This window comes from Pseudomonas sp. S3E12 (assembly GCF_001702295.1).
Classification (GTDB): Bacteria; Pseudomonadota; Gammaproteobacteria; order Pseudomonadales; family Pseudomonadaceae; genus Aquipseudomonas; species Aquipseudomonas marginalis.
The window spans coordinates 361,092-383,858 of the sequence record NZ_MBDT01000002.1 but is presented as its reverse complement, the minus strand read 5'-3'; the positions used below and the strand labels follow the sequence as shown (position 1 = coordinate 383,858).

At 60.7% G+C, this 22,767-nt stretch carries 21 protein-coding genes and 1 pseudogene; 9 read left to right on the top strand and 13 right to left on the bottom strand.

What is annotated here, in order from left to right:
* The gene (locus BB029_RS01785; RefSeq protein WP_083236320.1) at positions 1 to 717 is read right to left on the bottom strand and encodes a fimbria/pilus chaperone family protein; all 717 of its coding nucleotides are present in this window, start codon (positions 715 to 717) and stop codon (positions 1 to 3) included.
* A 101-nt stretch (positions 718 to 818) separates the two neighbouring features.
* Entirely contained in the window at positions 819 to 1,475 is a 657-nt protein-coding gene (locus BB029_RS01780) for a DUF1120 domain-containing protein (RefSeq protein ID WP_065938028.1), read from the bottom strand.
* Between the two features lie 448 nt (positions 1,476 to 1,923).
* On the opposite strand from BB029_RS01780, the gene ppx reads away from it, so the two are divergent.
* Entirely contained in the window at positions 1,924 to 3,426 is a 1,503-nt protein-coding gene (gene ppx / locus BB029_RS01775) for an exopolyphosphatase (protein WP_027608352.1), read from the top strand.
* Positions 3,427 to 3,564: 138 nt separating this feature from the next.
* On the opposite strand, the gene ppk1 is transcribed toward ppx, so the two are convergent.
* Complete coding sequence (gene ppk1 / locus BB029_RS01770; protein ID WP_027608351.1) at positions 3,565 to 5,790, bottom strand: polyphosphate kinase 1; 2,226 nt, start codon at positions 5,788 to 5,790, stop codon at positions 3,565 to 3,567.
* Positions 5,791 to 5,808: 18 nt separating this feature from the next.
* Entirely contained in the window at positions 5,809 to 6,822 is a 1,014-nt protein-coding gene (gene hemB / locus BB029_RS01765; RefSeq protein ID WP_065938027.1) for a porphobilinogen synthase, read from the bottom strand.
* Between the two features lie 208 nt (positions 6,823 to 7,030).
* On the opposite strand from hemB, the gene BB029_RS01760 reads away from it, so the two are divergent.
* Positions 7,031 to 7,669, top strand: a complete 639-nt coding sequence (locus tag BB029_RS01760; RefSeq protein WP_065938026.1) for a DedA family protein — start codon at positions 7,031 to 7,033, stop codon at positions 7,667 to 7,669.
* On the opposite strand, the pseudogene BB029_RS01755 reads toward BB029_RS01760, so the two are convergent.
* Positions 7,650 to 8,885: pseudogene (locus tag BB029_RS01755) on the bottom strand (sterol desaturase family protein). The gene BB029_RS01760 and the pseudogene BB029_RS01755 overlap by 20 nt on opposite strands.
* Before the next feature lie 116 nt (positions 8,886 to 9,001).
* Here BB029_RS01755 and elbB point away from each other — a divergent pair.
* Entirely contained in the window at positions 9,002 to 9,667 is a 666-nt protein-coding gene (gene elbB, locus BB029_RS01750; RefSeq protein ID WP_065938025.1) for an isoprenoid biosynthesis glyoxalase ElbB, read from the top strand.
* 29 nt (positions 9,668 to 9,696) lie between these two features.
* On the opposite strand, the gene BB029_RS01745 is transcribed toward elbB, so the two are convergent.
* Positions 9,697 to 10,152, bottom strand: a complete 456-nt coding sequence (locus BB029_RS01745) for a YaiI/YqxD family protein (protein ID WP_065938024.1) — start codon at positions 10,150 to 10,152, stop codon at positions 9,697 to 9,699.
* Between the two features lies 1 nt (position 10,153).
* Positions 10,154 to 12,049, bottom strand: coding sequence for a cytochrome c/FTR1 family iron permease (locus BB029_RS01740; RefSeq protein ID WP_065938023.1), 1,896 nt, complete (start codon positions 12,047 to 12,049; stop codon positions 10,154 to 10,156).
* A 266-nt stretch (positions 12,050 to 12,315) separates the two neighbouring features.
* On the opposite strand from BB029_RS01740, the gene BB029_RS01735 reads away from it, so the two are divergent.
* The 4 genes from BB029_RS01735 to BB029_RS01720 are packed head-to-tail and all read left to right on the top strand — an operon-like array spanning position 12,316 to position 15,459.
* Positions 12,316 to 13,710, top strand: coding sequence for a COG3014 family protein (locus BB029_RS01735; RefSeq protein WP_065938022.1), 1,395 nt, complete (start codon positions 12,316 to 12,318; stop codon positions 13,708 to 13,710).
* Positions 13,711 to 13,720: 10 nt separating this feature from the next.
* Positions 13,721 to 14,092, top strand: a complete 372-nt coding sequence (locus BB029_RS01730; protein WP_015886478.1) for a YcfL family protein — start codon at positions 13,721 to 13,723, stop codon at positions 14,090 to 14,092.
* Positions 14,093 to 14,127: 35 nt separating this feature from the next.
* A complete protein-coding gene (lpoB, locus tag BB029_RS01725; protein ID WP_065938021.1) occupies positions 14,128 to 14,715 on the top strand; it encodes a penicillin-binding protein activator LpoB in 588 nt (195 codons plus the stop codon).
* A gap of 3 nt (positions 14,716 to 14,718) precedes the next feature.
* Positions 14,719 to 15,459: a penicillin-binding protein activator LpoB gene (locus tag BB029_RS01720; RefSeq protein WP_065938020.1), complete on the top strand. Its 741-nt coding sequence runs from the start codon at positions 14,719 to 14,721 to the stop codon at positions 15,457 to 15,459.
* Between the two features lie 135 nt (positions 15,460 to 15,594).
* On the opposite strand, the gene BB029_RS01715 is transcribed toward BB029_RS01720, so the two are convergent.
* From BB029_RS01715 to BB029_RS01705, 3 genes are all read right to left on the bottom strand, one after another.
* Positions 15,595 to 16,227: a LysE family transporter gene (locus BB029_RS01715; RefSeq protein WP_027608340.1), complete on the bottom strand. Its 633-nt coding sequence runs from the start codon at positions 16,225 to 16,227 to the stop codon at positions 15,595 to 15,597.
* 91 nt (positions 16,228 to 16,318) lie between these two features.
* The gene (locus tag BB029_RS01710; RefSeq protein WP_003176850.1) at positions 16,319 to 16,891 is read right to left on the bottom strand and encodes a mechanosensitive ion channel family protein; all 573 of its coding nucleotides are present in this window, start codon (positions 16,889 to 16,891) and stop codon (positions 16,319 to 16,321) included.
* A complete protein-coding gene (locus BB029_RS01705; RefSeq protein ID WP_065926670.1) occupies positions 16,891 to 18,801 on the bottom strand; it encodes an ATP-binding cassette domain-containing protein in 1,911 nt (636 codons plus the stop codon). The genes BB029_RS01710 and BB029_RS01705 overlap by 1 nt, the downstream gene beginning before the upstream one ends.
* Positions 18,802 to 18,851: 50 nt before the next feature.
* Here BB029_RS01705 and BB029_RS01700 point away from each other — a divergent pair, with 50 nt between their 5' ends.
* Positions 18,852 to 19,316: a TIGR02444 family protein gene (locus BB029_RS01700; protein ID WP_065938019.1), complete on the top strand. Its 465-nt coding sequence runs from the start codon at positions 18,852 to 18,854 to the stop codon at positions 19,314 to 19,316.
* On the opposite strand, the gene BB029_RS31740 is transcribed toward BB029_RS01700, so the two are convergent.
* Positions 19,313 to 20,458 carry an AlgP family protein gene (locus BB029_RS31740; RefSeq protein ID WP_083236319.1) on the bottom strand — a complete coding sequence of 382 codons (1,146 nt, stop codon included), beginning with the start codon at positions 20,456 to 20,458 and terminating at the stop codon, positions 19,313 to 19,315. The two genes, BB029_RS01700 and BB029_RS31740, sit on opposite strands and share 4 nt — an antisense overlap.
* A gap of 192 nt (positions 20,459 to 20,650) precedes the next feature.
* Between BB029_RS31740 and BB029_RS01685 the strand changes: the two genes are divergently transcribed.
* Positions 20,651 to 21,328 (top strand): FKBP-type peptidyl-prolyl cis-trans isomerase, encoded by a 678-nt coding sequence (locus tag BB029_RS01685; RefSeq protein WP_065938017.1) that lies wholly within the window; start codon positions 20,651 to 20,653, stop codon positions 21,326 to 21,328.
* A 53-nt stretch (positions 21,329 to 21,381) separates the two neighbouring features.
* On the opposite strand, the gene BB029_RS01680 is transcribed toward BB029_RS01685, so the two are convergent.
* Together BB029_RS01680 and BB029_RS01675 are read right to left on the bottom strand one after the other, a co-directional pair.
* A complete protein-coding gene (locus BB029_RS01680; RefSeq protein WP_065938016.1) occupies positions 21,382 to 21,840 on the bottom strand; it encodes an Rsd/AlgQ family anti-sigma factor in 459 nt (152 codons plus the stop codon).
* Positions 21,841 to 22,049: 209 nt separating this feature from the next.
* Positions 22,050 to 22,571, bottom strand: a complete 522-nt coding sequence (locus BB029_RS01675) for a disulfide bond formation protein B (protein WP_065938015.1) — start codon at positions 22,569 to 22,571, stop codon at positions 22,050 to 22,052.
* Positions 22,572 to 22,767: the final 196 nt, after the last annotated feature.

Here is a 22,767-nt window from a genome sequence, read left to right as displayed (position 1 = left end):
TCACCCCCTGTCGGCATTGATCGGGGCCCGGAAGCTGTCCGCCGAAAAGCCGTAGAGCGTAGCCGGCTGGATCTCGACGCCTGTTACCCCTTCCATCACGCCATCCACCTTCAGCGTCAGCGTTTCCCCCGGCAACACGTAAGTGCGCGGCAAGGTTGCCAGGGCGCCTTGTGGCAACAGCCGCACCTCCGGAATCAGGCGCACTACATAGGCACTGTCGTTGTGAACCGTCAGCCCCGCCCCTGCGCGCGTCCACTTCAGCAGCTCCCAGGGCGTGTGATGAACCGGCAGATCTTTCGGGTGAAGAATCAACGGCAAATTCTGTCGCAGCGTGATGCCGATAGTCGCACCGCCTGCGGCGCGCGCCTGGGGGATGCCTTCGAAAGACACGCGTTTCAACCGCTGGGTCTTCAGTGGCTCCTTCAAGGTGCTGATGAAACGCACCAATTGGGTTTCCCCCGCCTCCACGCGGGTAATGGGTGGCGTCACAATTAACAGCGACTCCACATCCTCGGGCACATTCTCTACGACCGAGTGAAGCAGCGCTGGCGCCGCGTCGGTATTCTTGATGTTCAGCGTGGCTTCGCCCTGGGCTTCATAAAGCACAACTACCGTAGTTTCGGGCAACATACCGTCGGCGAATGCAATACCGGTAAAACACAGACACGCGCCCACACAAAACAACCGTGCATTATTTATTAATGAAAGACTAAGCACTCAGTGTTCCCCACGACCTTTAAGTTGTTTTTATCCAGACATCCACATAAAAACAGCCGACAAGAAGCACACAGCTTCTTTATCGGCTGTAGTTCGAGCGCTTAGATGTAACTCAACTCAAGTGTCGCGCGCCCATCCAGGGTAATGTCACGACTCAGGTCCAGATCCTGCCCCCTGTTGATCACCGCCCGCACCGCGATGGTTCCGGTCAATTGAGCGATTGAGGCCGGGGTGATGGTTGTGCCGCTGCGCCACGAATACTGAGTGGGCGATTGGGCGACCTTGCCGTCGCTGTTCTGCCAGGCACCGCTACCGATACGCATGATGGGAGACAGTACCGTACTCGACGACCTGAGGTCCCTGAGGGTGACCGCAAAGCCGCCGGTTCGCCGGCCGTTCGCAGTACCCAGGCCATAGTTGTGCACCTCGGTATAGCCTGCGCCGAGCACATTGAGGATGCCCGGGACCTTGCTGGCCGCCTGCAGGTCGACGAATTTCAGTCCGAACGTGGCAGGCGTGGTGCCGCAAGTGACGGTCAACGGGGCGGTTCTTTCCGCCAGTGGGTTGAACGCGGTTGGCAGCAGTTGGCCAGAGGGAATGTCGCCGTAGTTGATGATGCCACCACCGGTCATGCTGAGGTTGCAGGCGGCTGGTTTGATCGTCCCCCTGACGATCAGCTCGGCACTGGTGGATGCATGGACGTTGAGGGCGGCGGCCAGCCAAGCAATACCGAGAGTCAATCCAACAATTTTTTTCATAGTCGACCTGTCACTTAAAGTTGTCAGGCGTACTTATTTTTGCCTTGAAGACACAAGCCATAAATAAATAACACCACGGCACGATTGCCGAATGACAGTCTGTCGCCTCAAGGCCCGAATGAAGAATAAGGCAATACCGTGTTTAGTGTGGGAGCGATAAAAACAAATTGTCGGCACAACCCACCACGGCAGTAGTCCTGAACATAAAAACCAATAGCGCTCCGTCTCAAAAGTTGTAGGCGAAATCAAATATCGCCTTATAAAAATCCGAAGTTAAATTCCCCTACAGAACTACGCGTATGCGCCAACAGAACCATGGAAAGACACCCTACACTTTCCATAAAAATCCCCTACAGACGAGCGCAGAGAAATTCACGGAGCACTACGCGTTGGCGTCAGCGGTCGATCGTGGCACGATGGTAAGGTTATCGACCGAGACCCCCTAACCATGCCGCAATCCCAAGCCAAGAATCTGTCCCTGATCGCCGCCATCGACCTGGGCTCCAACAGCTTTCACATGGTCGTGGCCAAGGCCCAGAACGGCGAAATCCGCATCCTTGAGCGGCTCGGCGAAAAAGTGCAGCTGGCTGCCGGGATCGACGACGAGCGCCAGCTCAATGAAGAATCCATGCAACGCGGCCTCGACTGCCTCAAGCGTTTTGCACAGCTGATCAACGGCATGCCCCTCGGCGCCGTGCGAATCGTCGGCACCAACGCCCTGCGCGAAGCCCGTAACCGGGGCGAATTCATCCGTCGCGCCGAGGAGATCCTCGGTCACCCGGTGGAAGTCATTTCCGGCCGTGAAGAAGCACGCCTTATCTACCTCGGCGTGTCGCATACCCTGGCCGATACCCCTGGCAAGCGCCTGGTGGCGGACATCGGCGGTGGCAGTACCGAGTTCATCATCGGCCAGCGCTTCGAACCGCTGCTGCGCGAAAGCCTGCAGATGGGCTGTGTCAGTTATACCCAACGCTATTTCAAGGACGGCAAGATCACCCCGGCGCGCTACGCCCAGGCCTACACGGCAGCGCGACTGGAGATCATGAGCATCGAGCACGCCCTGCACCGCCTGACCTGGGATGAAGCCATCGGCTCGTCCGGCACCATCCGTGCCATCGGCCTGGCGCTCAAGGCCGGCGGCCATGGCACCGGTGAAGTCAACGCCGAAGGCCTGGCCTGGCTCAAGCGCAAGCTGTTCAAGCTGGGGGATGCCGAGAAGATCGACTTCGACGGCATCAAGCCCGACCGTCGCACCATCTTCCCGGCCGGCCTGGCGATTCTCGAGGCGATCTTCGACGCCCTCGAACTGCAACGCATGGACCACTGTGACGGCGCCCTGCGCGAAGGCGTGCTGTATGACCTGCTGGGCCGCCATCATCATGAAGACGTACGAGAGCGCACGCTCACCTCGCTGATGGAGCGCTATCACGTCGATCAGGAGCAGGCAGCTCGCGTGGAGCGTAAAGCCCTGCATGCCTTCGACCAGGTCGCCGAAGACTGGGACCTGGAAGACGGCGTATGGCGCGAACTGCTCGGCTGGGCGGCCAAGGTGCATGAAGTGGGCCTGGATATCGCCCATTACCACTACCACAAGCACGGCGCCTACCTGATCGAGCACTCCGACCTGGCGGGTTTCTCCAGGGAAGACCAGCAGATGCTCGCACTGCTGGTGCGCGGCCATCGTCGCAACATTCCCAAGGACAAGTTTGCCGAGTTCGGCGATGAAGGCATCAAGCTGATCCGCCTGTGCGTGCTGCTGCGCTTCGCGATCCTGTTCCACCACATTCGTGGCACCCAGCAGATGCCCCAGGTGACCCTGCGCGCCAATGGCGACAGCCTGGATGTCGTATTCCCCAAAGGCTGGCTGGATGAGAACCAGCTGACCCAGGCGGACTTCGCCCAGGAAGCGGAGTGGCTGACGCGGGTGGGGTTCAGCCTGAACCTGCGCTAACCCGAACTCATGAACACTGCGAAAACAAATGTGGGAGGGGGCTTGCCCCCGATTACGGTGTGTCAGTCGCGAATACTTTGACTGAACCACCGCAATCGGGAGCAAGCCCCCTCCCACATTTTCAGAGCGTGTTGTCTGTTAGTTCACCGACAGAATCGGGCTACCCAACTTTTCCAGCAAGGTCGCCTGGGCGCTGCGCGGGTTCTGGTTGCCGGTCGGCGTGTTACGCACATAACGGCCATCCGACTGCAGGCTCCAGCTGTGGGTGTTATCGGTGAGGTAGCTTTCCAGCTCCTTCTTGACCCGCATGATCAGCTTCTTGCCCTCGACCGGGAAGCAAGTCTCCACACGCTTGTCGAGGTTGCGCTCCATCCAGTCGGCACTGGAGAGGAACATCTGCTCCTCGCCGCCGTTGAGGAAGTAGAACACCCGCGTGTGTTCCAGGAAGCGGCCGATGATCGAGCGCACATGGATGTTATGCGACACGCCGACAATGCCCGGACGCAGGCAGCACATGCCGCGCACCACCAGGTCGATACGCACGCCGGACTGGCTGGCCTTGTACAGCGCGCGGATGATCTTCGGATCGGTCAGCGAGTTGAACTTGGCGATGATGTGCGCCGGTTTGCCCTCGAGGGCGAACTGGGTCTCGCGGGCAATCATGTCGAGCATGCCCTTCTTGAGGGTGAACGGCGCGTGCAGCAGCTTCTTCATGCGCAACGTCTTGCCCATGCCGATCAACTGGCTGAACAACTTGCCGACGTCTTCACACAAGGCGTCGTCGGAAGTCAGCAGGCTGTAATCGGTATAGAGCTTGGCGTTGCCGGCGTGGTAGTTGCCGGTACCCAGGTGAGCGTAACGCACGATCTCACCGGCTTCGCGGCGCAGGATCAGCATCATCTTGGCGTGGGTCTTGAAGCCAACCACACCATAGATCACTACCGCGCCGGCCGCTTGCAGGCGGCTGGCCAGTTGCAGGTTCGACTCTTCGTCAAAGCGTGCGCGCAACTCGATCACCGCAGTGACTTCCTTGCCGTTGCGCGCGGCGTCTACCAGCGCGTCGACGATTTCCGAGTTGGCACCGGAACGGTACAGGGTCTGGCGCACGGCCAATACGTGCGGGTCCTTGGCGGCCTGGCGCAGCAGGTCGACCACCGGGGTGAAGGACTCGAACGGGTGCAGCAGCAGGATGTCCTGCTTGCTCACGACGCTGAAGATGTTCTCGCTGTTTTGCAGCAGTTTCGGGATCTGCGGGGTGAACGGGGTGTATTGCAGCTCCGGATGGCTGTCCAGGCCGGTGATGCTGAACAGGCGCGTGAGGTTCACCGGGCCATTGACCTGGTACAGCTCGGTCTCGCCCAGGTTGAACTGCTTGAGCAGGTAGTCCGACAGATGTTTCGGGCAGGTGTCGGCCACTTCCAGGCGCACCGCATCCCCGTAGCGCCGCGAGAACAGCTCGCCGCGCAGGGCGCGGGCCAAGTCTTCGACGTCTTCGGAATCCAGCGCCAGGTCGGCGTTACGGGTCAGGCGGAACTGGTAGCAGCCCTTGACCTTCATGCCTTGGAACAGGTCATCGGCGTGGGCGTGGATCATCGACGACAGGAATACATAGTTGTCGCCAGCGCCCCCCACCTCTTCGGGTACCTTGATGATCCGTGGCAGCAAGCGCGGCGCCGGGATGATCGCCAGGCCCGAATCGCGACCGAAGGCGTCGATCCCTTCCAGCTCGACGATGAAGTTCAGGCTCTTGTTCACCAGCAGCGGGAACGGGTGTGTAGGGTCCAGGCCGATCGGCGTGATGATCGGCGCGATTTCGTCGCGGAAGTAGCGACGCACCCAGGTCTTGATCTTGGTGGTCCAGTGGCGGCGACGGATGAAGCGAACCTGATGCTTTTCCAGTTCCGGCAGCAGGATGTCATTGAGGATCGCGTACTGGCGATCCACATGACCGTGCACCAGCTCGCTGATGCGCGCCAGCGCCTGGTGCGGCTGCAGGCCGTCCGCGCCAGCTTGTTCACGGGCGAAGGTGATCTGTTTCTTGAGGCCGGCGACGCGGATCTCGAAGAACTCATCCAGGTTGCTGGAGAAAATCAGCAGGAATTTCAGGCGTTCCAGCAACGGGTAGGACTCATCCAGTGCCTGTTCAAGCACGCGGATGTTGAATTGCAGTTGTGACAGCTCGCGGTGGATGTACAGGCTGCTGTCATCCAGGTTGGTCACCACGGCGGCCACCGGGGCCGGGGCTGGCGCTTCGGCGACCACCACAGGCGCGGCCGGCTCGTGCTCCGGCGGGGTCTCGGTGACTTGTTCCACCACCGGGTGAGCGTCTTTTACGGCAACTTCGGAGAGTCCTTCGGTATTCATCGAATGTTCCTGTGAGGGCTATTGTTGCTCTCTAAGCAATTGGGCGGCGCGGGCGGCGAAATAGGTCAGGATGCCATCAGCCCCGGCACGTTTAAAGGCCGTCAAGGATTCTAGGATTACCCCTTCACTCAACCAGCCATTTTGGATTGCAGCCATGTGCATGGCGTATTCGCCACTGACCTGATACACAAAGGTCGGCACTTTGAATTCCTCTTTGACCCGGTAAAGGATGTCCAGGTACGGCATCCCCGGCTTGACCATCACCATGTCGGCGCCTTCGGCCAAATCGGCCGCCACTTCGTGCAAGGCTTCATGGCTGTTAGCCGGGTCCATCTGGTACGAAGCCTTGTTGGCCTTGCCCAGGTTCAGCGCCGAGCCCACCGCATCGCGAAACGGGCCGTAGTAGGCGCTGGCGTACTTGGCCGAGTAGGCCATGATCCGCACATTGACGTGGCCGGCCAGTTCCAGGGCTTCGCGAATCGCCTGGATGCGGCCGTCCATCATGTCCGACGGCGCAACCACCTGGGCGCCTGCTGCCGCATGGGACAAGGCCTGCTTGACCAGCGCATCGACGGTAATGTCGTTCTGAACATAGCCGTCTTCGTCAAGAATGCCATCCTGCCCGTGGGTAGTGAACGGGTCCAACGCCACGTCGGTGATCACCCCCAGCTCCGGGAAACGCTCGCGCAGGGCGCGGGTGGCGCGCTGGGCAATACCGTCCGGGTTCCAGGCTTCGGCAGCATCAAGGGACTTGAGTTCAGATGGCGTGACCGGAAACAACGCCAACGCCGGAATCCCCAGGTCGACCCAGCCAGCCGCCTCTTCAAGCAGCAGATCAATGGTCAGACGCTCTACACCCGGCATCGACGCCACCGCTTCCCGGCGATTTTCGCCGTCGAGCACAAACACCGGCAGGATCAGATCATCCGTGGTCAGTACGTTTTCACGAACCAGGCGGCGAGAAAAATCATCACGACGATTACGGCGCAGGCGGGTAGCAGGGAACAGGCGATTGGCAGGGGTAAAGCTCACGACAGACTCCTGAGCCCGGGTTCACGGGCGAGCGTTGCAGTTATAAGCGGGCATTATGACGAAGGTATGACAGTTGTGCTTAACGATGCGACCTGTAGTCGCATTCGTCGCCCAATGTAGGAATTGTTCACTTCGTGACACATCTCGATACTTTCATGAATGTTCACGAAGGCGTAGGCTGCGCGTTCATTTCGCCAGCACCCAGACCATGCTTCAACAATTTCTGCATGACTTCGGCTACTTTGCCCTCTTCCTAGGCACGTTCTTCGAAGGCGAAACCATCCTGGTTCTCGCAGGCTTCCTGGCGTTCCGTGGGTACATGGATATCAACCTGGTGGTGGTCGTTGCCTTCTTCGGCAGCTACGCCGGCGACCAGCTTTGGTATTACATGGGGCGCAAGCACGGCCGCAAACTGTTGGCGCGCAAGCCGCGCTGGCAATTGATGGGTGACAAGGCCCTGGAACATATCCGCAGGCACCCGGATATCTGGGTGCTGAGCTTCCGCTTTGTCTATGGATTGCGCACGGTGATGCCGGTGGCCATTGGTCTTTCCGGTTACCCACCGATGCGCTATCTGATCCTCAACGGTATCGGCGCCGCGATCTGGGCTGCCGCGTTGGGGGCTGCGGCTTATCACTTTGGCGCGGTGCTGGAAGGCATGCTTGGCAGCGTCAAGAAATACGAGTTGTGGGTACTGGGCGCCTTGCTGTTGCTGGGCTTTGGCCTGTGGCTGCGCCGCCGCTTAAAGAACGCACGCATCGCCCGCCAGGCCTGTGCCGATGCCAAGGCACGGCTCGCCTCCGCCGAGCCCGTCCCGGTAGAAGCGCCTAAGACACCAGTCGAGTAAGCCGGCCCCTGCAACAGTAGAGGCCAATCACGCTGAGCAGGCTGTAGCTCACCAGGCCCAGCCAGCCCAGGTTGCTGGCCGGCCACAGCCCGACCACCGGCGCCAGCCACACCAACGGCACATTCAGCGCCAGCCGTATCAGCTCGGCCTTTAAGGCCCATGAGCGATTCTCCAGGGCCACGCCGAGGGTAAACAACCCAAGCGCCATCGCACTCCAGCCGACGATCAGCGCTGCACTGGGCAGCCCCTCGCCGAAATTCATCAAGTAGCTGCCAAACCCCACATACGCCGCGAACTGCAGGGCGATATAGACCTGTTGGCGCGTGTCCAGCGGCACCTCGAATTTGCGGAACTGGCTCAAGTCGGGCTTGGCCGATGGATACTTGGCCTTCACGTCCGCCGGGCGCCAACCGGTGCGCATAAACCAGATGCGCAGCTTGTCCCACCGACTCTCGGTACGCCGTGCATCACTCCAGAGCTGTGCATAAAACTGCAGGTTGGCCCACAGCGGGTTCCAGCTGGCCAAGGGTGTGGTCACGCCGAAAATCACCGGTTCGTTGTCGTCTTCTTCCTGGAAGGTGCCGAACAGCCGGTCCCAAAGAATGAACACACCGCCGTAGTTGCGATCCATGTAGAGAGCATTCTGTGCATGGTGGGCCCGATGATTGGATGGCGTGACGAAAAACCATTCGAACCAGCCAAGCTTGGGCACGTGCCGGGTATGCACCCAGAATTGATACAGCAGATTGAGGGACGCCACGCTGATAAACACCACCAGCGGCACGCCAAGCACGGCCAGGGGCAGGTAGAAGATCCAGCTCAGCAGGAAGCCGGTGCTGGTCTGGCGCAGGGCGGTGCTGAGGTTGTAGTCCTCGCTCTGGTGATGCACCGAGTGCGCAGCCCACAGGATGTTGCGCTCGTGCCCCATCCGGTGCAGCTAGTAATAACAGAAGTCGTAGAACACAAACGCGAACACCCAGGTCCAGACACTCTGGGCAGGCAGCTCGATCAACGCCAGGTGCTTGAGGGCGAACGCGTAGGTCAGCAGCCCCACCCCCTTGGTCAACAGCCCGGTGGTGGTGGACAGCACGCCGGTGCTGAGGCTGTTGATGGCGTCCGCCACCCGGTAGTTGCGCTGGCCACGCCAGCGGTCGGCGAGCAGCTCCACCACAATCAAGGCAATGAAAAACGGTACCGCGTAAGGCACGAAGTCCATGGTCTGGTCCGGTCTATTTTTGTTACATCAAGATTAGGTGCAGCGGCGCGAGATCCCATTGGCAACAGGTGACAAATTAGTAGACATTTAACGCCAAGACTCCAGGAGAAATGCCCATGAGCAAAAAGATTGCAGTGATCCTTTCCGGCTGCGGCGTGTACGACGGCGCAGAGATCCACGAAAGCGTGATCACCCTGCTGCGCCTGGATCAGCGCGGCGCTCAGGTCCAATGTTTTGCACCCGATATTGCCCAGTTGCACGTGATCAACCACCTGACCGGCGAAGAAATGCCCGAGTCGCGCAACGTGCTGGTGGAGTCGGCCCGCATTGCCCGGGGCAAGGTCAAGGACATTCGAGACGCCAACGCCGACGAGTTCGATGCGCTGATCGTACCCGGTGGGTTTGGTGCGGCGAAGAACTTGTCGAACTTTGCCGTCGAAGGCGCGGGTTGCAGCGTCAACCCGCAAGTGCTGGAGCTGGCCGAGGCCTTTGCCGAAGCGGGCAAGCCGGTGGGGCTGATCTGCATCTCCCCGGCCCTGGCCGCGAAGATCTACGGCCCGGGCGTGACCTGCACCATCGGCAATGACACCGACACTGCCGCAGCCCTGGACAAGATGGGCGCCACCCACCAGGAATGCAGCGTGGAAGACATTGTCGAGGACACCGCACGCAAGTTGGTCAGTACGCCCGCCTATATGCTCGGCAAGAGCATCAGTGAAGTGGCCTCAGGCATCAACAAGCTGGTGGACCGTGTGCTGGAGCTGACCCACGAGAACGATTAGCGGGGATGCCGGGCTCCCTCTCCACCGGATCAGGACTGGCGCATTAACCGCGTCAGTATCCTGTCGAGCGAGTTGGCAAACGCCTGCTTGTCCTTCTCCCCATGGGGCGGTGGTCCACCGCCCATCTGGCCCTGCTCGCGCAGGTCGGTAAAAAGGTTGCGCACCGCCAACCGCTCACTCATGTTTGCCGGGCTGAACTCCTTGCCCCGTGGGTCGAGGGCCGTGACGCCCTTCTTCACCAGGCGGTCGGCCAGGGGCACATCGCTGCAGATCACCAGTTCGCCGGGCACGGCGTGCTCCACCAGGTAGTCATCTGCTGCGTCCGGGCCGCTGGGCACCACGATCAACTTCACGCACGAGAAGCTCGGCTTGATCTGGCTCTGCCCGGCCACCAATACAACTTCGAACTGGCGCTTGAGGGCGAACTTCACCACCTGGTCCTTGGCGGCCCTGGGGCAGGCGTCCGCATCGATCCATACGCGCATGTTATGCCGCCACTCGCTGCTTTTCTGCCAGCCGGCTGCGACCGTAGAGCACCACAATGGCCAGGATCGCCACGGCCTGTGCGCTCAACGAGTATGCATCGGCGTGGATGCCCAGCCAGTCGAAATCAAAGAACGCCACCGGCCGCGTGCCGAAGATGCCGGCTTCCTGCAACGCCTTGACGCCATGCCCGGCGAACACCACCGACAACGCGCACAGCAGCCCCGCATTGATGCCAAAAAACAGCGCCAGCGGCAGTTTCGCCGAACCGCGCAGGATCACCCAGGCCAGGCCCACCAGCAGCACCAACGCCGTGGCGCCACCCGCCAGCACCGCGTTGTGCCCGGCCGGGCCCGCTTGCAGCCACAGGGTTTCGTAGAACAGGATCACTTCGAACAGCTCGCGGTAGACCGAGAAGAACGCCAATATCGCAAAACCGAAACGCCCACCGCCGCCCACCAGGCTGCTCTTGATGTAGTCCTGCCACGCCGCAGCATGGCGGCGGTCGTGCATCCATACGCCAAGCCACAGCACCATTACGCTGGCGAACAGCGCCGTGCAGCCTTCGAGCAATTCGCGCTGGGCGCCGCTGACATCAATCACATACGCCGCCAGCGCCCAGGTGGCCAAGCCGGCCAAGAGCGCCAGGCCCCAGCCGACGTTGACGCTGCGCACCGCCGATTGCTGGCCGGTGTTGCGCAGGAACGCGAGGATCGCCGCCAGCACCAGGATCGCTTCCAGGCCTTCGCGCAGTAGGATCAGCAAGCCCGAGATGTAGCTCAACGACCAGCTCAGGCCATCGCTGCCCAGCAAGCCTGCGGATTCGGTGAGCTTGCCCTTGGCCACGTCCAGGCGTTGCTGCACCTGCTCGATCGGCAGACCGTCCTGTAACGACTGCCGGTAAGCCATCAGGGCCTTCTCGGTGTCCTTGCGTACGTTGGCGTCGACGTTATCCAGTGAGCTTTCCACCAGCTCGAAGCCTTCCAGGTAGGCCGCTACCGACAAGTCATAGGCTTGTTCGTGGTCTCCGTTACGGAACGCCGCGAGGCTTTTGTCCAGGGTGGTCGCGGTGTAATCGAGCAACTGCGCCGGGCCACGCTTGACCTGCGGCGGTTGCGCACGCTGGGCGCGGAAGGTCGCGGCAGCGGTTGGGCCGCTTGCGGCCAGCACTTCATTAGGCGTCTGGCGGGCCAGGTCGGCGAGGTTGAAGGGTTGCTCGCTTTTCGCCGCAGCCGGGTCGGCGGTGAAGCCGGCAATGTAGGTGGCCAGGTCCCAACGCTGGCGGTCGTCCAGTTGGTCGGCGAAGGACGGCATGTCAGTGCCTTCGACACCCAGACCCAGGGTGTTGTAGATCGCGTAGAGGCTCAGGCGATCCAGGCGCGCAGCATCCGTCAAATTGGCCGGAGGCGGCGTCATCCCCACGCCGGCCGGACCATCGCCGGCACCGGCAGTGCCGTGGCACACCGAACAGTGCTGGGCGTAGAGCGGTGCGCCGCGCGTCGGGTCGGGCGTGATGGCCGGGGCTTGGCTGACTTCATACGCGACTGCCAGCTTGGCGCCCAACTGGCGGGCCTGGCGAGCGACGGTCGCGCCGTCTGCATGAGCGGTGACAGCCGCCAGCAGGTCCTCGACCCCCTTTACCAGCTCCGCGCGCTCGGGCTTTTGCGGCAAATCCGCCACCAACCCCTGCAATACCCCGAGAAACTCTACCTGCTCACGGTATTCCGAATCATCCACCACCTTGCCCGACGCCACCGTCGGTGGGTAGTCGGCACCAATGTAGTCCAGCAGATGCAGGGCTTGTGGCGCGCCCTCGGCCGTCGCGGCCATCAGGTTGAAGCTGCACGACATCAATGCCGGCAACAGCAGCCAGGCGAGAAAACGGAAGGGCGCAATCATGAACGAATCTCAAGTGGAAATACGAAGTAACACATTGTTAAGCGTTAAAGGGTTTGACTCAAGGCGTTAGTGATTTGTCGTTTGGGAGAACGGGCATTTGAGAGATACGCTAGTGGCATCTTGGCCAGCTCAAACGAGGCAAAAAGCCATTGTTTTGCCAGTAACGATGCTTATAATGCCGGCCCTGTTAGTGCGAAAGGGAATTTCATTCCTCGGTTTTATGAGGAATAACCATATTGGTTGACTACTTTCAGGGAAGAAGTGACATGGTTTTTCGCGCCTTACCTCCGCTCGCGCTCGCGGCAGTCACTTTGCTCAGCGGCTGTTCAATGTTCCGCAGCTACGACGCCGAGCTGCAAGCCACCAACCAGCAACTCGCCACCGGCAATGTCGACGCCGCCCTGACCCTGCTGGAAAAGAACAACACCGGCGAAGACAAAGACCTGCTGTATTTCTTCGAAAAGGGCGAGTTGCTGCGGGCCAAGGGCGACCTGACCGGCAGCCAGACCGCCTGGCGCAATGCCGACCTGCAAGTCTACAAGTGGGAAGAGTCGGTCAAGTTCGACAGCGCAAAATACCTGTCCCAGTTCGGCAGCTTCCTGGCCAATGACAAGGTGCGTCGCTACGAAGGCTATGACTACGAAAAAGTCATGCTGACCACGCAGATGGCCCTGAACCTGCTGGCCTTGAACGACTTCGACGGCGCACGCACCGAAATCAAGAAGACCCACGAACGCGAAGCGGTGATCGCCGAGCTGCGCGACAAGGAATACCTCAACCGCGAAGACGAAGCCGAGCGCCAGGGCGTGACTACCCAGATCAAGGACCTGCACGGCTACCCGGTGCAAGCCCTCGACGCGCCGGAAGTGGTCGGCCTGAAGAACAGTTACCAAAGTGCGTTCAGCCATTACCTGGCCGGCTTCGTCTACGAAGCCCTGGGCGAAAAAGACCTGGCCGCCCCCGGTTATCGCAAGGCCATCGAGCTGCGCCCTAACACGCCACTGCTGGAAAAAGCGCTGCTCGACCTGGACAAATCCAAGGTCGGCAGCGATGAAACCGACGTGCTGATCGTGGTGCAGAGCGGCCTCGCACCCGCCCGCGACTCGATCCGCCTGCCGCTGCCGATCCCGATCAATGGCAACCTGGTGATCACCCCACTGTCGTTCCCGGTGATCAAGGCCGATACCTCCACGGCGACCCTCGCCCAGATCGGTGTCGACGGCCAGCAACAGAACCTCACGGCGCTCAACAGCACCACAGCCATGTCCCGCCGCGCCCTGCGTGACGACATGCCGGGGATCATCCTGCGCACCACCGTGCGTGCGGTAAGCCGTGGTGTGGCGCAGAACAACCTGAACAAGACCAACCCCATGGCAGGCCTGGTACTGGGTATCGCCTCGGCCGTAACCGAAGGCGCCGACACCCGCACCTGGCGCACCCTGCCGGACATGACCCAAGTCACGCGCCTGCGCCTCAAGCGCGGTGAACACCAGGTCAGCCTGCCCAACGCCCTCGGTGGCACGCTGGTAACGATCAAGGCCGACCAGCGCTACCAGGTGATCACCCTGCGCATGGTCGGCAACCAAGTGTTCGCCGGTGGCCTCGCCGCCCATGTGCTGCCCGGTTCGACAACCCAGGCCATCGCCCTCAAACAACCTTAAGGAGCACCCTATGCGTCACTTTATCCTCGGCGCACTGGCGCTGGTCCTGCTTGCCGGCTGCGCCACCCCGCCACCACCGGAACCTGGCAGCGCCGCGAGCAAGATCGTGGTGATGGGCAAGTTCAAGGGCATCGCGGTCGGCGCCATTCGTGTAGCCCGCGAGAACGGCTTCCTCACCGCCAAGGTGCAACTGAGCAACATCACCAGTAGTAACCAGATGATGTATTACCGCTTCGCCTGGCTGGGCGCCGATGGTTTCCCGGTGGGCGATGAAGAGACCTGGAAGGTGCTGAACCTGTACGCCAACCAGGCGACCTTCCTGCCCGCCATTGCCAATGTGCCCCAGGCCGCGGACTTCCGCCTTGAAGTCAAAACCCCTTGAGCCGTTCATTCTTTTTGCTGCTGAGAGATTTCCCCATGCTTGCACGTTTCTCGATCCTCGCCGTGGTTGCCGTCCTGGCCAACGGTTGCGCGAATACCTCCCCGGTACTGGGGGGTAAAAACATCAGCTACGGCGACACCAAGGCGGTGGAACTGGTGACCAACGAGTTCGGCTCCACCGACCTGCAGATGATCGCCGAAAGCATGACCCGCTCCCTGGCCCAGTCCGGCATCCTGCAAGGCCGCCCGGTGGTGCAGGTGTATGACGTGAAGAACAAGACCAGCGAGTACATCGACACCCGCGAGATCACCACGTCGATCAAGACCCAGCTGATGAAGACGGGCACCGCCCGCTTCGCCAGCGACAACACCGACATGCAGAGCCAGGTCGACCAGCTCAAGCTGCAGAACCAGAGCGGCTTGTACAAGAAGTCCAGCGTCAGCAAGACCGGCAACATGGTCGCCGCCAAGTACCGCCTGGAAGGCTCCATCAGTTCCATCGTCAAGCGCAGTTCGGACTACAAGGACGTGTTCTACAAGTTCAGCCTGCAGCTGATCGACGTCGAGAGCGGCCTGGCAGAATGGATGGACGAAAAAGAAATCCGCAAGACCACGGAGCGCTAGGCAATGCGTGCATGGATTGGTTTGATCGGCCTGTTGTGTGCCTTTGGCGCCTCGGCCGCCCCCAAGATCGCGGTGACCGACCTGGCCTACCAGGCGCAGGTCGAGGAATACATCCACCAGGTTTCGGCCAGCAACAACTTCCAGGCCAGCGCTTATAACGCCAGCGGTGCATCGAACTACAGCGAGTACGAGAGCCGTAGCAGCTACATCGAGCAGATCGAGCTGCGCAAGTTCAGCGGTGATATCAAGGGGGAGATTCTCAAGTCCCGCCAGTTCCAGCTGGTACAGGGCACGCCCTACACCGCCGATGCCAAGGGTGACGTCTATGACGTGATCAAGCGCATCAAGGCCGGTCACTTCAAGGGCGCGGACTATGTGCTGTTCGGTACGCTGTCGGACATCGACTTCACCCAGGACATCAACGCCCTGGACCACACCAACAGCTACTCGGCAGTGCTGGGCCTGACGCTGGTGGCGGATTTCAGCCTGATCAATACGCGCACCTACGAAATCACCTCGGCGTTTACCGCCATGGGCGAAGGCCAGGACACCAAGCTGGTGAACAGCCGCGACATACGCGTAAGCCTGAACCGGCCGCGGGTGGTGAAGGAGGTGTCGAAGGCGCTGGGTGAGGACGTCGCCAGGCAGTTGGCGGAACAGTTGGGCGGTGGGTATCAGGACCCGGGCCAGCCGGTGCCGCGCAACCACCTGCCACGGGATGAAGCGCCGAAGATCTTGCACTGAACGGTAATCCTCAAGGCAACACAAACCAATGTGGGAGGGGGCTTGCCCCCGATAGCAGGGTGTCAGTCAGCCTAGCTGTAGCTGAGACACCGCCATCGGGGGTAAGCCCCCTCCCACACGTTCAAGTACCGAGGTTTACGCCGTTGCGCGATGCAAGCTGGCCAGGAAACCCGCGGCCCCTACGAACAATCCGGCAAACGTCCGGTTCACGCGTTTCTGCTGCTTGGGCGTGCGCAACAGGCGCAGCACTTTGGACGCCAACCCCGTATACCCGGCCATCACGATCATATCGACGCTGATCATCGTCGCACCGATGATCAGGTACTGCACCAGCAACGGCGCCTGGGGATTCACGAACTGCGGCAGCACCGCCAGCATGAACACCAGGGCCTTGGGGTTGCTGGCGTTGACCAGGAAACCACGGAACATCATCGCCATCGGCTTGCCGAGCGGGCGTATCGCCGCGTCATCGGCCATGTCCATGGGCAAGGCACGCCATTGCTTGACGGCCAGGTACACCAGGTACGCCACGCCAAACCACTTGATCGCGTAGAACGCGGTCGACGACGCCGCCAGAATGGCACCCAAACCGCCCGCCACCACGGCAATCTGCATGGCCAGGCCCAGTTGCAGGCCAATGGCGTTCCAGTAACCGCGCAGGAAGCCGTATTGCAGGCCGCTGGACATCGAAGCGATGGCGCCGGCGCCAGGGGAAAGGGAGATGATCCAACTGGCCAGGAAAAAGGCCAGCCACGTGTCGAGTGCCATTGCACACCTCGGGAATGAGTCAGCGAATGTTGTGCCTTAAGCTAACTCCGCCGAGCAGAGGCTGGCTATAAATTTTTACAGGATGTAAACGCTAGCGGTCGCCCGGGAACACATGGGTGCCGGGCCAACGCCGCACCGAGCGCTGGAAGAACAGGCTGTTAGGCACCTGTACGATGGCGCTGTCGGTGCCTGCCGCTTCCACTTCGATCAGTGTGGTGTAGAGCAAGTTGATTGCCACTACCCTGCCCTTCACGCCGGGCTTGTCGACGGTATCCACCAACTCGACGATGTCACCGAGGCGAAACGGTCCGACGGTAAAGATCAGGATCGCGCACAGCAGGTTGGACAACACCGACCACATGGCGAAAAACGCCACTGCCGCCACTGCGACAAACCCCGACAGCGCGGTCCACAACACCGTAGCGGAAACACCCAGCCGGCCCAGCACAAAGATCAACGCACTGCCCATGATCAGCCAACGCAATCCGCCACGCAGGGGCATCAGCAGTTGCGGCGGAAACGGGTAGCGCTCACCCAGGCGCGTCAGGCCCTTGGCGACAAACCGCTGGGCGAGGTAGCCGGCCAGCAGGATCAGCAGGATTTGCACGCCGATCCATACAGGCTCGATCCATTGCGCAGGCAACGGCAGTTGCAAGGCCTCCATCAGGACAGCGCCTCCAGCTCCGCTTGTAGGGTTTCCAGCAGTTCGAGGGCTTCCATCCAGGTTTCCTCCAATTGCCCTTCGCGCACCTTGAGCCTGGCCTGCTCGGCCAACAGGTCGCGCAGCTCATCCTTGCGCGCAGCCTCGTACACGGCGCTGTCGCCCAGGCTGGCTTCGATCTTGGCCAGGCGCTCGTGGACCTTGCCCAACTCGGCCTCAAGCTTGTCGGCTTCGCGCTTGTGCGGCGCCAACTGCTGGCGCAGTGCGGCAGCGGCCTGGCGCTGGGCTTTCTTGTCGGTCTTGTCCGGGTTGACCGGGGTGTTGCTGACCGGCGCATTGCGCAGGCGGTAGTCCGTGAGCCAGCGTGCGTAGTCGTCCAGGTCACCGTCGAACTCTTCGACCTTGCCATCCGCTACCAGCAGGAAGTTGTCGGTGGTGCTCTTGAGCAAGTGGCGATCGTGAGACACCACCAGGACCGCACCGCTGAATTCCTGCAGGGCCATGGTCAGCGCCAGGCGCATTTCCAGGTCGAGGTGGTTGGTCGGTTCGTCGAGCAGCAGCAGGTTCGGGCGGTCCCAGGCGATCAACGCCAGGGCCAGGCGGGCTTTTTCACCACCGGAGAAGTTCAGCACCGGCTCATCGATGCGCGCGCCACGGAAGTCAAAGCCACCGAGGAAGTCGCGCAGGGTTTGCTCGCGCTCGGTCGGCGCCAGGCGTTGCAGGTGCAGCAGCGGGCTGGCCTTGGCGTCGAGGGAGTCCAACTGATGCTGGGCGAAGTAGCCCACCACCAGGTTCTCGCCACGGGTCAAACGACCGGCCAGGGGTTGCAGCTCGCCCGATAGGTTCTTGATCAGCGTCGACTTGCCCGCGCCGTTCGGACCGAGCAAACCGATGCGCGCACCCGGGGTGAGCTGCAGCTTGACCTTCTCCAGGATGGTTTTCTCGCCATACCCCAGGCGTGCATCGGAGAGGTCCAGCAACGGGCTGGAGATTTTCACCGATTCGCGGAACACAAAGTCGAACGGCGAATCGACGTGGGCCGCCGACAGTTCTTCCATGCGCTCCAGGGCCTTGATCCGGCTCTGGGCCTGCCGGGCCTTGGTGGCCTGGGCCTTGAACCGGGCGATGTAGCTTTCCATGTGCGCGCGCTGCGCCTGCTGCTTCTCGAACGCCTGCTGCTGTTGGGCCAGGCGCTCGGCACGCGCCCGTTCGAACGCGGTGTAGCCGCCACGGTAGAGGGTGATCTTCTTCTGTTCGACGTGGGCAATGTTGTCGACCACGGCGTCGAGGAAATCCCGGTCGTGGGAAATCAGCAGCAAGGTGCCCTGATAGCTCTTGAGGAAGTCCTCCAGCCACAGGATCGCATCGAGGTCCAAGTGGTTGGTCGGTTCGTCGAGCAGCAGCAGGTCCGAGGGGCACATCAGCGCCTGGGCCAGATTAAGGCGCATGCGCCAGCCACCGGAGAAGTCGGCGACCGGACGATCCATCTGTTCGTTGGTGAAGCCAAGGCCGGCGAGCATCTTGCGGGCGCGGGCGTCGGCGGTGTAGCCGTCGGCGCTGTCGAGTTCCGCGTGCAGGCGGGCCTGGGCGGCGCCGTCCTGGGCTTTCTCGGCCTCGGCCAGGTCGTGTTGCACCTGGCGCAGGCGCAGGTCGCCATCGAGCACGTAGTCGATCGCGATGCGGTCCAGGGTGTCGATCTCCTGGCGCATATGGGCGATGCGCCAGTCGGCCGGCAGCAAGCAGTCCCCGGAATCCGGGGTCAGCTCACCCAGCAACAGGGCGAACAACGTGGATTTGCCGGCGCCGTTGGCACCGATCAGGCCGGCTTTGTGACCGGCGTGCAGGGTCAGCTCGGCGTCTTCGAGAAGACGTTGCGGGCCACGCTGTAATGTTAGGCTTTGAAGTCGGATCATAATGGCGGCGGAGTCTACCAGCTTCGTTGGCCGCTGGCTTGGGTGTGAATATGAACGCTGACCTATGGAGCTTTGCTCTCTCGACTTACGCCCGCCCGGGCGTCGAAGCCGCCTGCCTGCGCTTGCAGGAGCAAGGGGCGGACGTGTGCCTGTTGCTCTGCGGCGCATGGCTGGAACAGCGGGGTGTGGCACTCGAGCCGGAGCGTATGCGCACCCTGCAACAGCTGGCGCGACCGTGGCAGGCGCAGGTGATCGAACCCTTGCGGCAGTTGCGGGTGCAATGGCGTGCCATGGTGCAGCAGGATGAGCAACTGGCGGCGCTGCGCGAACGGGTCAAAGCCCTGGAACTGGATGCCGAACGGCAATTGCTGACGCGCCTGGAAGCGTTGACGCAGGCATGGCCGAAAGGGGAGATGACTCAACCGCGGTGGCTGGAAGGACTGGCGGCTGAGGATGCCGCCGACCTTGACCATGACGCGCTGCAGCAGCTGCGCGTCATGGTCACCGGCACTTAGGAAGCGCTGGTTGGGGTAGTGCTTGGCGCGACCGGTGCAGGGGTGCTGCTGGGCGATGCGGTTGGAGCGGTGGTCGCTGCCTGGGTAGCAGCAGGTGCTGCTGGCTTGGCCGGTGCTGGTTTCGCAGCAGCTGGCTTGGCGGCCGGTTTTGCAACTGCAGGTTTGGCAGCCGGCTTGGCGGCTGGTTTTGCAACTGCGGTTTTGGCAGCTGGCTTGGCGGCTGGTTTTGCAGCGGCGGTTTTGGCAACTGGCTTGGCGGCTGGTTTTGCTGCAGCGGTCTTGGCAACTGGCTTCGCAGCTGGTTTTGCTGCAGCGGTCTTGGCAACTGGCTTCGCAGCTGGTTTTGCTGCAGCCGTTTTGGCAACTGGCTTCGCAGCTGGTTTTGCAGCAGCAGTTTTGGCAGCTGGCTTGGTAGCTGGTTTTGCAGCGGCGGTTTTAGCAGCTGGCTTGGCAGCCGGTTTTGCAGCAGCGGTTTTGGCAACTGGCTTGGCGGCTGGTTTTGCAGCAGCGGTTTTGGCAACCGGCTTGGCGGCTGGTTTTGCAGCAGCGGTTTTGGCAGCTGGCTTGGCGGCTGGTTTTGCAGCAGCAGTTTTGGCAACCGGCTTGGCGGCTGGTTTTGCAGCAGCGGTTTTAGCAGCTGGCTTGGCAGCCGGTTTTGCAGCAGCAGTTTTGGCAGCTGGCTTCACAGCGGGTTTTGCAACAGTGGCTTTAGCCGCTGGCTTGGCTGGCGCTTTAGCCGGTGCACGGGCACCCAGCACTTTAGCTACGGCTTCCTTCACACGACCAACGCCCTGGGCCAGTTTCAGGCTTTCTTGAGCATCTTTTTTGAGTTGGGAAATGTAGGTGCGGGTTTCAGCTTGACGATCCTTGAGAGCGTCCAGCAGGTCTTCGAGTTCTTTTACCGCGTCTTTGGCTTTGGCTTGTGCCTTGGCCTTGCCGGCAGTGGCGGCGTCTTGCAGTTTGGTGCGGGATTTATGCAGTTTTTCTTGCGCTTTACCGCGTTGTTTTTCCAGCTTGGCGAGCAGTTTTTCTGCATCGGCCAACGCTTGGGAACATGCGCTTTCCAGATGTTCGAGCAAGCTGCCCGACAATTGTTGGAGTAAATGCAACGGGGTATTTACAGGCTTCTGTTTGGCCGACATGGTTTACCTCCTGGCTGACGTGGGTGCGGCTCATACTAGCCCTCTGCTCTTACCGCCGCTAGGGCATGTTGACAGTATCGTTTGCGTTGCGTTGCAACGTGCGAAAATTCTTATCGATATAACGAAAACACACGGCACTTTTTACGTACACGCACTGGCATAATCCGTCGCACTTTCGGCAGGAGAATGCCCATGTCGCGTTACCTTTTCCTTGTGCTGGGCCTGGCGATTTCCGCGGCCAATGCGAGCGAGCAATCACCGTCAAAAACCACGCCCCAAGACCAGCACGACCTCGCCTACAGCCTGGGCGCCAGCCTCGGTGAGCGCCTGCGCCAGGAAGTCCCGAACCTGCAGATCCAGGCCTTGATCGACGGCCTCAAGCAAGCCTATCAAGGCAAGCCGCTGGCGTTGGATAACGCGCGCATCGAACAGATTCTTGCCAAGCACGAAGCGCAGACCGAAGCCGATGCCCAAGCGCCTAAAAGTGAAAAGGCACTTGCCGCCGAGCAACAGTTTTTAGCCAAGGAAAAAGCCGCGAAAGGAGTGCGTGAGTTGGCCGATGGCATCCTGCTCACGGAACTGACACCCGGCACGGGTAACAAGCCTGGCGCGAATGATCAGGTTCAGGTGAACTACATCGGACGACTGCCCGATGGCACGGTCTTCGATCAGAGCACACAACCCCAGTGGTTTCGCCTGGACAGTGTGATCAGCGGCTGGAGCAGCGCGTTGCAGCAGATGCCGGTAGGTGCGAAGTGGCGCCTGGTGATTCCATCGGCGCAGGCCTATGGCGCCGACGGTGCTGGAGAGTTGATCCCGCCTAATACGCCATTGGTTTTTGAGATCGAATTGCTAGATACCCGTTCTTAACCCAATAAAAAACGGTGCAACCTGTGCACCGTTCTTTATCGCATCCCCCTCGGTCAGGCCTGGGCGACAGTGTGTTCCTTGTGAGCGTTGTGCAGCACTTCAATCAGGCAGTCTTCCAGCTCGAAACGCTCGTGAAGCAGCACGCCCAACTCTTTGAATTTCTCGGCGACACACTTGCCTTGATCGCACAGGTCGGTAAACGCTAGCAACTTCTCAGTGATCACATCGATACGTGGGTAAAGGGTCTTGGCGAAATCCAGACCGCGCTGGTCTTTGAAGGCTTCCGCCTCCTTGGTTAGCTGGGTGTAAATGCTCAAGTGCCCTGCGGATACGTAATCCACCAACACAACACAGAAATCTTGCAGCGGTTCACGCTTCTGGCTCAATGCTTCGGGCTCGGCACCCAGGTCATCAAAGGCCAGCACCAATTTGCGTCGTGCATCCAGCCATTTGTCGATCAGGGTATGCACCCCACCCCAGCGTTCCCGAGCATTCTTGCAACGTTCCAACATGATGATCTCTCTTCCCTATAGGGGCGCTGCCGCCTGATGCCCGCGCAACACTTCAAGGATAAAACAGCAGCGGGACAAGGCCGCGTCTGACAAACGGTTTCAATAACGCGTGCGGGCCAGATTATGCCCCCATGACTATGGCTTCAAGGTACGCAGGAGAGAAAGTTCATACAAGTGTTTAATCCCGTCCTACAAACTGCGGCCTCCGATCAGCGCCTCGCTGAGCGCAATGGACGGCTCAAAAACAGTCGGAAAAATTGCATGACACCGAGGATCAACATGCTCAGGAAGAACAACAGGCTCCACTCGGGAAGGCTCAGGTCAAATAGCGTCCAGCTTATTTCCATACAATCGACCGTGCCTTTGACCGTCAATTGCAACGCCTGCCACAGCGACAGGTTCTCGAGCATGTGACTGAGACTGGGCCAGCATTCGGCGGCCTGATCCGCTGCGGCATTTTGCAGCAGCACTTGGCGTACTGCGGTGATGGCACCCAGCAACGCACAGACCATGCTCGTAACCCCATATAGGTAAAAAGTGGAACGCCTGGGGTTGTGGATGGCGGCGACCAGATTGATCAGCGTGAAGGCAGCCAAAAAGGCCCTTTGCATCTGGCACAGGAAACAAGGGCGTAACGAGGCACCGAACTCAAGATAGAAGGACGCACCCAACGTCAGCGCACCCGCCATGAACGCAAGGAAAAACAAGGAGCGTGAAGGGGCCAAAGACATGCTTTATCCGCATCGCGAGAGATAGGTCGTTACGTTAGAGGAAAGGCCTGACCCCTTTCAATACGCGCCAGAGCAGACGATTCCGTGAGAACGTAGGGACATCCCGTCAGAGAATGGAAGACTTGAAGCGCATGAACGTAGGAGTTTGCTTCAAAGCCCCTCAGGGCCGGCATACGCTCAGCATTGAAGGGCTGGC

Bases quoted from the DNA above. Each gene is read 5' to 3' on its own strand.
- BB029_RS31740 (WP_083236319.1), bottom strand. From the start codon at position 20,458: ATGTCGGCCAAACAGAAGCCTGTAAATACCCCGTTGCATTTACTCCAA.
- BB029_RS01715 (WP_027608340.1), bottom strand. From the start codon at position 16,227: ATGGCACTCGACACGTGGCTGGCCTTTTTCCTGGCCAGTTGGATCATC.
- BB029_RS01740 (WP_065938023.1), bottom strand. From the start codon at position 12,049: ATGATTGCGCCCTTCCGTTTTCTCGCCTGGCTGCTGTTGCCGGCATTG.
- elbB (WP_065938025.1), top strand. From the start codon at position 9,002: ATGAGCAAAAAGATTGCAGTGATCCTTTCCGGCTGCGGCGTGTACGAC.
- ppk1 (WP_027608351.1), bottom strand. From the start codon at position 5,790: ATGAATACCGAAGGACTCTCCGAAGTTGCCGTAAAAGACGCTCACCCG.
- BB029_RS01700 (WP_065938019.1), top strand. From the start codon at position 18,852: ATGAACGCTGACCTATGGAGCTTTGCTCTCTCGACTTACGCCCGCCCG.
- BB029_RS01685 (WP_065938017.1), top strand. From the start codon at position 20,651: ATGTCGCGTTACCTTTTCCTTGTGCTGGGCCTGGCGATTTCCGCGGCC.
- BB029_RS01735 (WP_065938022.1), top strand. From the start codon at position 12,316: ATGGTTTTTCGCGCCTTACCTCCGCTCGCGCTCGCGGCAGTCACTTTG.
- BB029_RS01710 (WP_003176850.1), bottom strand. From the start codon at position 16,891: ATGGAGGCCTTGCAACTGCCGTTGCCTGCGCAATGGATCGAGCCTGTA.
- BB029_RS01745 (WP_065938024.1), bottom strand. From the start codon at position 10,152: ATGCGCGTATGGATCGATGCGGACGCCTGCCCCAGGGCCGCCAAGGAC.
- BB029_RS01675 (WP_065938015.1), bottom strand. From the start codon at position 22,571: ATGTCTTTGGCCCCTTCACGCTCCTTGTTTTTCCTTGCGTTCATGGCG.
- BB029_RS01780 (WP_065938028.1), bottom strand. From the start codon at position 1,475: ATGAAAAAAATTGTTGGATTGACTCTCGGTATTGCTTGGCTGGCCGCC.
- BB029_RS01680 (WP_065938016.1), bottom strand. From the start codon at position 21,840: ATGTTGGAACGTTGCAAGAATGCTCGGGAACGCTGGGGTGGGGTGCAT.
- ppx (WP_027608352.1), top strand. From the start codon at position 1,924: ATGCCGCAATCCCAAGCCAAGAATCTGTCCCTGATCGCCGCCATCGAC.
- BB029_RS01760 (WP_065938026.1), top strand. From the start codon at position 7,031: ATGCTTCAACAATTTCTGCATGACTTCGGCTACTTTGCCCTCTTCCTA.
- BB029_RS01705 (WP_065926670.1), bottom strand. From the start codon at position 18,801: ATGATCCGACTTCAAAGCCTAACATTACAGCGTGGCCCGCAACGTCTT.
- BB029_RS01720 (WP_065938020.1), top strand. From the start codon at position 14,719: ATGCGTGCATGGATTGGTTTGATCGGCCTGTTGTGTGCCTTTGGCGCC.
- BB029_RS01730 (WP_015886478.1), top strand. From the start codon at position 13,721: ATGCGTCACTTTATCCTCGGCGCACTGGCGCTGGTCCTGCTTGCCGGC.
- lpoB (WP_065938021.1), top strand. From the start codon at position 14,128: ATGCTTGCACGTTTCTCGATCCTCGCCGTGGTTGCCGTCCTGGCCAAC.